We start from the raw sequence: 6,487 nt of genomic DNA, 5'->3' as shown, positions 1-6,487 counted from the left end.
GGCGACCGCGAGAGCGAGGGCGGGGGCGACGACGCGCCACCGGCGAGCCTCTGCCGCGGAGCCGGGCGCCTCGGGTGCGGATGACTCGGGCGCGGATGACTCGGGAGCGGATGACTCGGAAGCGATCGGTGCGGCCGCGGGCGATGCGGTGGGCGCCGGAAAGGACGACGTGGGCGAGGCGCCGGTGGCCCCGACCCGGGCGGGGAGCGGCGGCATCCGCCACTGCTGGATCGCCGAGCGTGAGCCCTCGGTCGAGGCCAGGAGGGTGCCATCGGGCCCATTGGCCAGCCCTTCGCCCTGCGGCTGCGCGGGTGTGGGCCAGGTGGCCCGCAGCGTGAAGTCCGGATAGTCGAGCACGGTCACGCTCGCATAGCCACGCAGGTAGACCTGCGCGCCCCCGGGCGCGAAGGTCGCGTCGGTGACGATCGCCGGTGCCGGACCGACGTATGCCAGCGCGTTGACCCCGTCCGCGCGCAGCGGCTGCGGCGCCCGGTAGATCGCGCCCACGAGGGCCTTGGTGACGACATAGAACGCGCCCGTCGTGGGGTGGACGAGCAACGCCTCGGCATTGTGCGGGCCGTCCGGATAGCGCAGGTCGTAGCGGGTGCCAGAGACATGGTCGTCGTGGTCGAGGGGCGGGGACGGCACCCGGACGACCGTGATGGTGCTGCGCTGCTGGGCGTTGTCGCCGATGTCACCGACCCAGATGGTGCCGTCCGGCCCCAGCGCGAGGGCTTCGACATCGGTGGGGTCGGAATCGGCATACCGCAGGCGCGCGGTCTCGCGACCGGTGCGATCGGCGACATAGAGCACCGCCTCGTCGCCGGAGTCGTTCGTCGTGATCAGGCGATCGCGCCACCAGAGCAGGCCGCTGGACTCCGCGATCCGCTTCTCTTCCCAGCGGGCGAACTCGCCGACGAGTTCGACGGCGTTCCCGTCCTGCGCGCCGGCCGGACCGCCGGCGCTGAGGAGGGCGAATGGCGCGAGCAGGCCGGCGGTGATTCGGCCGGTGTGCATGGGCGGCACCCTATGTCCCGGGGCTCGAGGCCGCTCGCGCGAACGCACCCCGGCGCGCTCGGGCATGCTGTACGTCATGACGACTGAGCCGGAGCCGCAGGCGCGCGCGGCGCACACGATGGCGCAGATGCGGGCCGCTGCCGAGCTCTTCGGCGCGGTGTGGGGACGCAATGACGAGGGCCTGCCGATCGGCAGCGAGATGCTGCGCAGTCTGGCGCACGCGGACGGGCTGGTCACGCTCCTTCACGATGGCGCTGGGGCCCTGCTGGGTGCCGCCGCGCTGGGGCGCGGGGCGCCGGGAACGGCATACAGCTATATCGCGGCGACCGCGCCCGGGCATGAGCAGCGGGGCCTGGGACTCTTGCTGAAGCTGCACCAGCGGCAGTGGTGCCTGGAGCGCGGAATCCATTGCATGAGTTGGACTTTCGACCCCCTCGTCGGCCGCAATGCGCGCTTCAATCTCACCAAGCTCGGAGCTGCTGTGGACTGTTACGAGCCGGAGTTCTATGGCGTGATGTCCGACCGGATCAATGGCAGTGACCCGGCGGACCGGCTGGTGGCCCGGTGGGTGCTGACCGATCCCGGTCCGCGGGCCGAGCCACCGGAGCCGCCGGCAGTCGGCGGCGTCGCCGGGCCGGACGGCGATCCGGCCCATGTCCTCGGGGACGGCGCACGCTGGCTGCGCGTGCCGGCGGATATCGTCGCCCTGCGCCGCAGTGATCCGTCCCAGGCGAGCGCGTGGCGGTCGGCCACCCGGGAGTGGCTCACCGACGCCTTCGCCGCCGGCTACGTCGCGGTCGGCGTGACCCGTCGAGGCTGGTATCACCTGACCGTGAAGGAGTCGTCATGAGGATCGCGCACGCCGAGTTGCGCTGGGTGCGGATGCCGCTGGTGGCGCCCTTCCGCACCTCCTTCGGCACGTCCTACGACCGGGACACCATCGTGCTGCGCATGGTGACCGACGAGGGTGCCGAGGGGTGGGCCGAGTGCGGCGCCGAGATCGACCCGCTCTACAGCGAGGAGTGGCTCGATGGGGTCGAACTCGTCCTGCGCGATCATCTGCTGCCGCGGCTGGTGGCCCTTGGCGATGAGGTGAGGGCGGCTCGCGTCAAGCCGGCGCTGGAGCCGGTCAAGCGCCACTTCATGGCCAAGCACCTGCTGGAGACCGCCGTCCTCGACGCGGAGCTCAAGAGTGCCCGTATGCCGTTCGCGACCTATCTCGGATCGGTGCGCGAACGCGTGCCGGCGGGTGTGTCGGTGGGCATCATGGACGCCCATGCCGACCTGCTCGCCGCCGTCGCCGGGTATCTCGACGCGGGCTATGTGCGCATCAAACTCAAGATCGAGCCGGGCTGGGATATCGAACCGGTTCGCCTGGTGCGCAAGGAGTTCGGCGACATTCAGTTGCAGGTGGACGCCAATACCGCCTACACGCTGATGGACGCGCAGCATCTGGCGCGACTGGATGAGTTCGGGCTGCTCCTGATCGAGCAACCGCTGCGCGAGGACGACCTGCGCGGCCACGCAGAGCTGGCCCGGTTGATCCGGACGCCGGTCTGCCTGGATGAGTCGATCACCTCGGCGCGCGACGCCGCGACCGCGATCGCGATGCGCGCCTGCTCGGTGATCAATATCAAACCCTCGCGGGTCGGCGGCTACCTGGAGGCCCGCCGGATCCACGATGTGGCTGCGGCCAATGGCATACCGGTGTGGTGCGGCGGAATGCTGGAGACGGGCATCGGCCGGGCACCCAATCTGGCGCTCGCCGCATTGCCGGGCTTCGTGCTGCCGGGCGACACCTCGGCGTCCGCGCGCTACTACACTCAGGACATCACCGCGCCCTTCGAACTCGACGCCGATGGCTGCATCGCCGTCCCAGGCGGCCCGGGCATCGGTGTCGACGTGCTGAACGAGGTGCTCGCCGGCTTCACCGACCGCGTCGTCCCGCTGTCCGTCTGAACCGTCGCGACCGCCGGCCTAGGCGTCGGCGGTGCGGCGGTTCGCGATAGCATCGCGGTGGAGGCGGGTCCCCGCAGCCAGGACTGCCCGCGTCGGGTAAGTCGGTCCCGCGGTCGACCTCAGCCCCGCGGAGATCGCCATGAGCGGCACACCGAAAACCCTTGCCGGAGAACGTCAGCGCGTCGTCATCCTGGGCGCCGCGGGTCGCGACTTCCACGACTTCAATGTCGTCTACCGCGATGACCCGAGCGTGGAGGTGGTCGCCTTCACGGCGACGCAGATCCCCGATATCGACGGGCGGACCTACCCGCCGGAGTTGGCCGGCGAGCTCTACCCCGCCGGCATACCGATCGTCGACGAGACGGAACTGGAGGCATTGATCGCGCGCGAGCGCGTCGATGTCGTGGCGTTCGCCTACTCTGACCTGCCGCACGCGGGGGTCATGCACCTGGCCTCGCGCGCGATCGCGGCCGGCGCCGACTTCGTCCTGCACGGCTCGAAGGCGACGATGGTGCGCTCGACCCGCCCGGTCGTCGCGATCACCGCGGTCCGCACCGGCGTCGGCAAATCGCAGACCACGCGCTTCGTCGCCGAGCTGCTGCGAAAGCGAGGGCTGCGCGTCGTCGCCATTCGCCACCCCATGCCCTATGGCGACCTGGCCGCGCAGGCCTGCCAGCGCTTCGCCACCTATGCCGATCTCGACCGTCACCAGTGCACGATCGAGGAGCGGGAGGAGTACGAGCCGCACATCGACAGCGGGGTCATCGTCTATGCCGGCGTCGACTACGAGCGCATCTTGCGCGCGGCCGAGGAGGAGGCCGATGTCATCCTCTGGGACGGCGGCAACAACGACATCCCGTTCTATGTCAGCGATCTGCACATCGTGCTCGTCGACCCCCTGCGGGCCGGACACGAATCGGCCTACCACCCGGGCGAAGCCAACGTCCGGATGGCCGATGTCGTCATCGTCGCCAAGTGCGACTCCGCGAGCGAGGAGCAGATCAGTGCCGTCGAGGCGGGCGCGCGGTCGCTGAACCCCGATGCCGAGATCGTGCGCTGCGACTCCCCCGTGACTCTGGCCGGCCCCGGACTTATCGCTGGCCGGCGCGTCGTCGTCGTCGAGGACGGGCCGACGCTGACACACGGGTCGATGAGCTTCGGCGCCGGCGTCGTCGCCGCCCGGGCCGCAGGCGTCGCCGAGATCGTCGACCCCGAGCCGTATGCCGTTGGCGCCATCGCCGAGACCTACGCCAAGTACCCCAACGCCGTGGGGATTCTCCCGGCCATGGGTTATGGCGAGCAGCAGATCGCGGACCTGCAGGCCACGATCGCCGCCATGCCGGTCGAGGCGATCGTGTCAGGCACCCCGATCGACTTGACGCGAGTGTTGACCGTCGACAAACCCCTTGTGCGGGCCCGCTATTCGTTGCGTGAGCGCGACCCGGGCCGGCTCGCCGCGGCGCTCGACCGCACGCTCGCCTGACCTCCGACCTGCGCCCGCAACGCGGGCGGCACCACTGGGCAAGGGCACTGACCACCGACCCGGCCCCTGCACCACGCCCCGTCGAATCGGCCGTGATCCGCCGGCCCGACGCGATTGGAGCTAAAGGGTGCCGCTGTCGCGCGGCTCGGTGCGGCCCGGACGGTTGAGCACGAGCGCCGACCACGGCGGGAGGTGACCGGGCGCACCCTCAGGGGTGCGGTCGGGCATACCGCCCGTCGTCCGGGTATTCGACACGACCACCGCGCCCGTCCAGTCCTCGATCGACCCGGCCGCGCCGAAGTCGGCGAGGTCCACCGGCTCGCGCGAGAGGTTGGCGAGGACGAGCAACTGATCGTCACCGAGGGTGCGCGTGAATGCCCATACGGCCGGGTGGTCGGCGAGGACCAACTCGAAGCGGCCGAGCGCAATGGTGGGGTTGTCGTGCCGCAGCGAGATCAGCCGCCGGTAGTGCGCGAAGACCGAGTCCGGGTCGTCGATCTGGGCGGCGGCATTGATCTCGACATGATTGGGATTGCCCGCAATCCACGGCTCGCCCGTGGTGAACCCGGCGTGCGGGCCGGCGTCCCATTGCACCGGGGTGCGGGCATTGTCGCGGCCCTTGACCCGGATGCTGGCGAGCACCGCCTGCGGATCCACGCCGTCGTCGACGGCCTCGCGGTAGTAGTTGATCGACTCGATGTCGCGGACATCGTCGATGCTCGCGATCGGGGCATTGGTCATCCCGAGTTCTTCGCCCTGATAGACGTAGGGCGTGCCCCGGTGCAGGTGCAGGACCGTGGCCAAGGTCTTGGCCGAGCGCTCGCGCCAGGCCGGGTCGTCGTCGCCGAAGCGCGAGACCGCACGCGGCTGGTCGTGGTTGTCCCAATAGAGGGAGTTCCAGCCGACGTCGGCCAAACCGTCCTGCCACGCAGCGAGATTCGCCTTGAGCCGGGGTAGTTCGAGCGGGATGACGTCCCACTTGCCGTTCGGCCCGGAGTCGAGATCGACATGCTCGAACTGGAAGACCATGTCGACCTCGGCGCGCGCGGGATCGGTGTAGAGACGGGCCTCCTCGATGGTCACGCCCGGCGTCTCACCGACGGTGATAAGAGCGGCCTCGCGGCCGGCGAAGACCTCCCGATGCATTTCCTGGAGGAACTCATGGATGCGCGGTCCGTTGAAGGTCTGCGCGACCAGGTCGTCGTGGGCGTCGCGCAGGGGCGTGACCTTGCTGATCAGATTGATGACGTCCATCCGGAAGCCGTCGACGCCCCGCTCGAGCCAGCGGCGCATCATTGCGTAGACGGCCTGGCGGACCTCGGGATTCTCCCAGTTGAGGTCGGGTTGCTTGCGCGAGAAGAGGTGCAGGTAGTACTGCTCCGTTGCCAGGTCGTACTCCCAGGTGGAGCCGGAGAAGAAGGAGACCCAGTCGGTCGGCTGGTCGCGCCACCAGTACCAGTCGCGCTTGGGGTTCTCGCGCGAGCTGCGCGACTCCATGAACCACGGATGCTCGTCACTGGTGTGATTGACCACGAGGTCCATGACCAGCCGGATGCCGCGCTCGTGCAGCCCAGCGATGATCGCGTCCAACTGCGCATCGGTGCCGAACATCGGGTCGACGTGCTCGTAGTCGCTGATGTCGTAGCCATTGTCGTCCTGCGGCGAGCGATAGACCGGCGAGAGCCAGACGACATCGACCCCGAGGTCCGCCAGATAGTCGAGCTTGCCGAGGATGCCACCGAGGTCGCCCAGCCCGTCGCCGTCACTGTCGGCGAAGCTGCGCGGATAAATCTGATAGACCGTAGCCGACGTCCACCACGGCGGCGACGCCACGCCCTCTCCGTCCGCCGCCACGCCCTCTCCGTCCGCCGCCACGCTGCCGGTCCCCGGGGCAATGGCTTCCGGTGTCGCGCTCCCTGTTGGTGGCACAGCTGCAGCCTCGGCAGCGACGTCGCTCATGCCCCGACCCTAATCCGTCGAGAGGCCGGTTCAGCCCCGTCGAGAGGCCGGTTCAGCCCCGTCGAGAGG

Annotated in this window: 4 protein-coding genes and 1 pseudogene; 3 read left to right on the top strand and 2 right to left on the bottom strand. The window is 69.8% G+C overall.

What is annotated here, in order from left to right; all coding sequences use genetic code 11:
* Positions 1-1,017, bottom strand: a pseudogene (locus PKH97_RS12315) (hypothetical protein); the annotation flags it as partial.
* Between the two features lie 76 nt (positions 1,018-1,093).
* On the opposite strand from PKH97_RS12315, the gene PKH97_RS12310 reads away from it, so the two are divergent.
* From PKH97_RS12310 to PKH97_RS12300, 3 genes are all read left to right on the top strand, one after another.
* Positions 1,094-1,867 (top strand): GNAT family N-acetyltransferase, encoded by a 774-nt coding sequence (locus PKH97_RS12310; protein ID WP_324387769.1) that lies wholly within the window; start codon positions 1,094-1,096, stop codon positions 1,865-1,867.
* On the top strand, positions 1,864-2,976 hold the full coding sequence (gene menC / locus PKH97_RS12305) for an o-succinylbenzoate synthase (protein WP_324387768.1): 1,113 nt from the start codon (positions 1,864-1,866) through the stop codon (positions 2,974-2,976). Before PKH97_RS12310 ends, menC begins: the two co-directional genes overlap by 4 nt.
* 139 nt (positions 2,977-3,115) lie before the next feature.
* The gene (locus tag PKH97_RS12300; RefSeq protein ID WP_324387767.1) at positions 3,116-4,459 is read left to right on the top strand and encodes a cyclic 2,3-diphosphoglycerate synthase; all 1,344 of its coding nucleotides are present in this window, start codon (positions 3,116-3,118) and stop codon (positions 4,457-4,459) included.
* Positions 4,460-4,579: 120 nt separating this feature from the next.
* Here the strand turns inward: PKH97_RS12300 and PKH97_RS12295 are convergent, their stop codons facing one another.
* Positions 4,580-6,418, bottom strand: a complete 1,839-nt coding sequence (locus PKH97_RS12295; protein WP_324387766.1) for an alpha-glucosidase — start codon at positions 6,416-6,418, stop codon at positions 4,580-4,582.
* Positions 6,419-6,487 lie beyond the last annotated feature (69 nt).

This window comes from Nostocoides sp., assembly GCF_035343835.1.
Taxonomy (GTDB): Bacteria; Actinomycetota; Actinomycetes; order Actinomycetales; family Dermatophilaceae; genus Nostocoides_A; species Nostocoides_A vanveenii.
The sequence above is the reverse complement of the archived record's forward strand: the minus strand, read 5'-3'. Positions and strand labels throughout refer to the sequence as shown.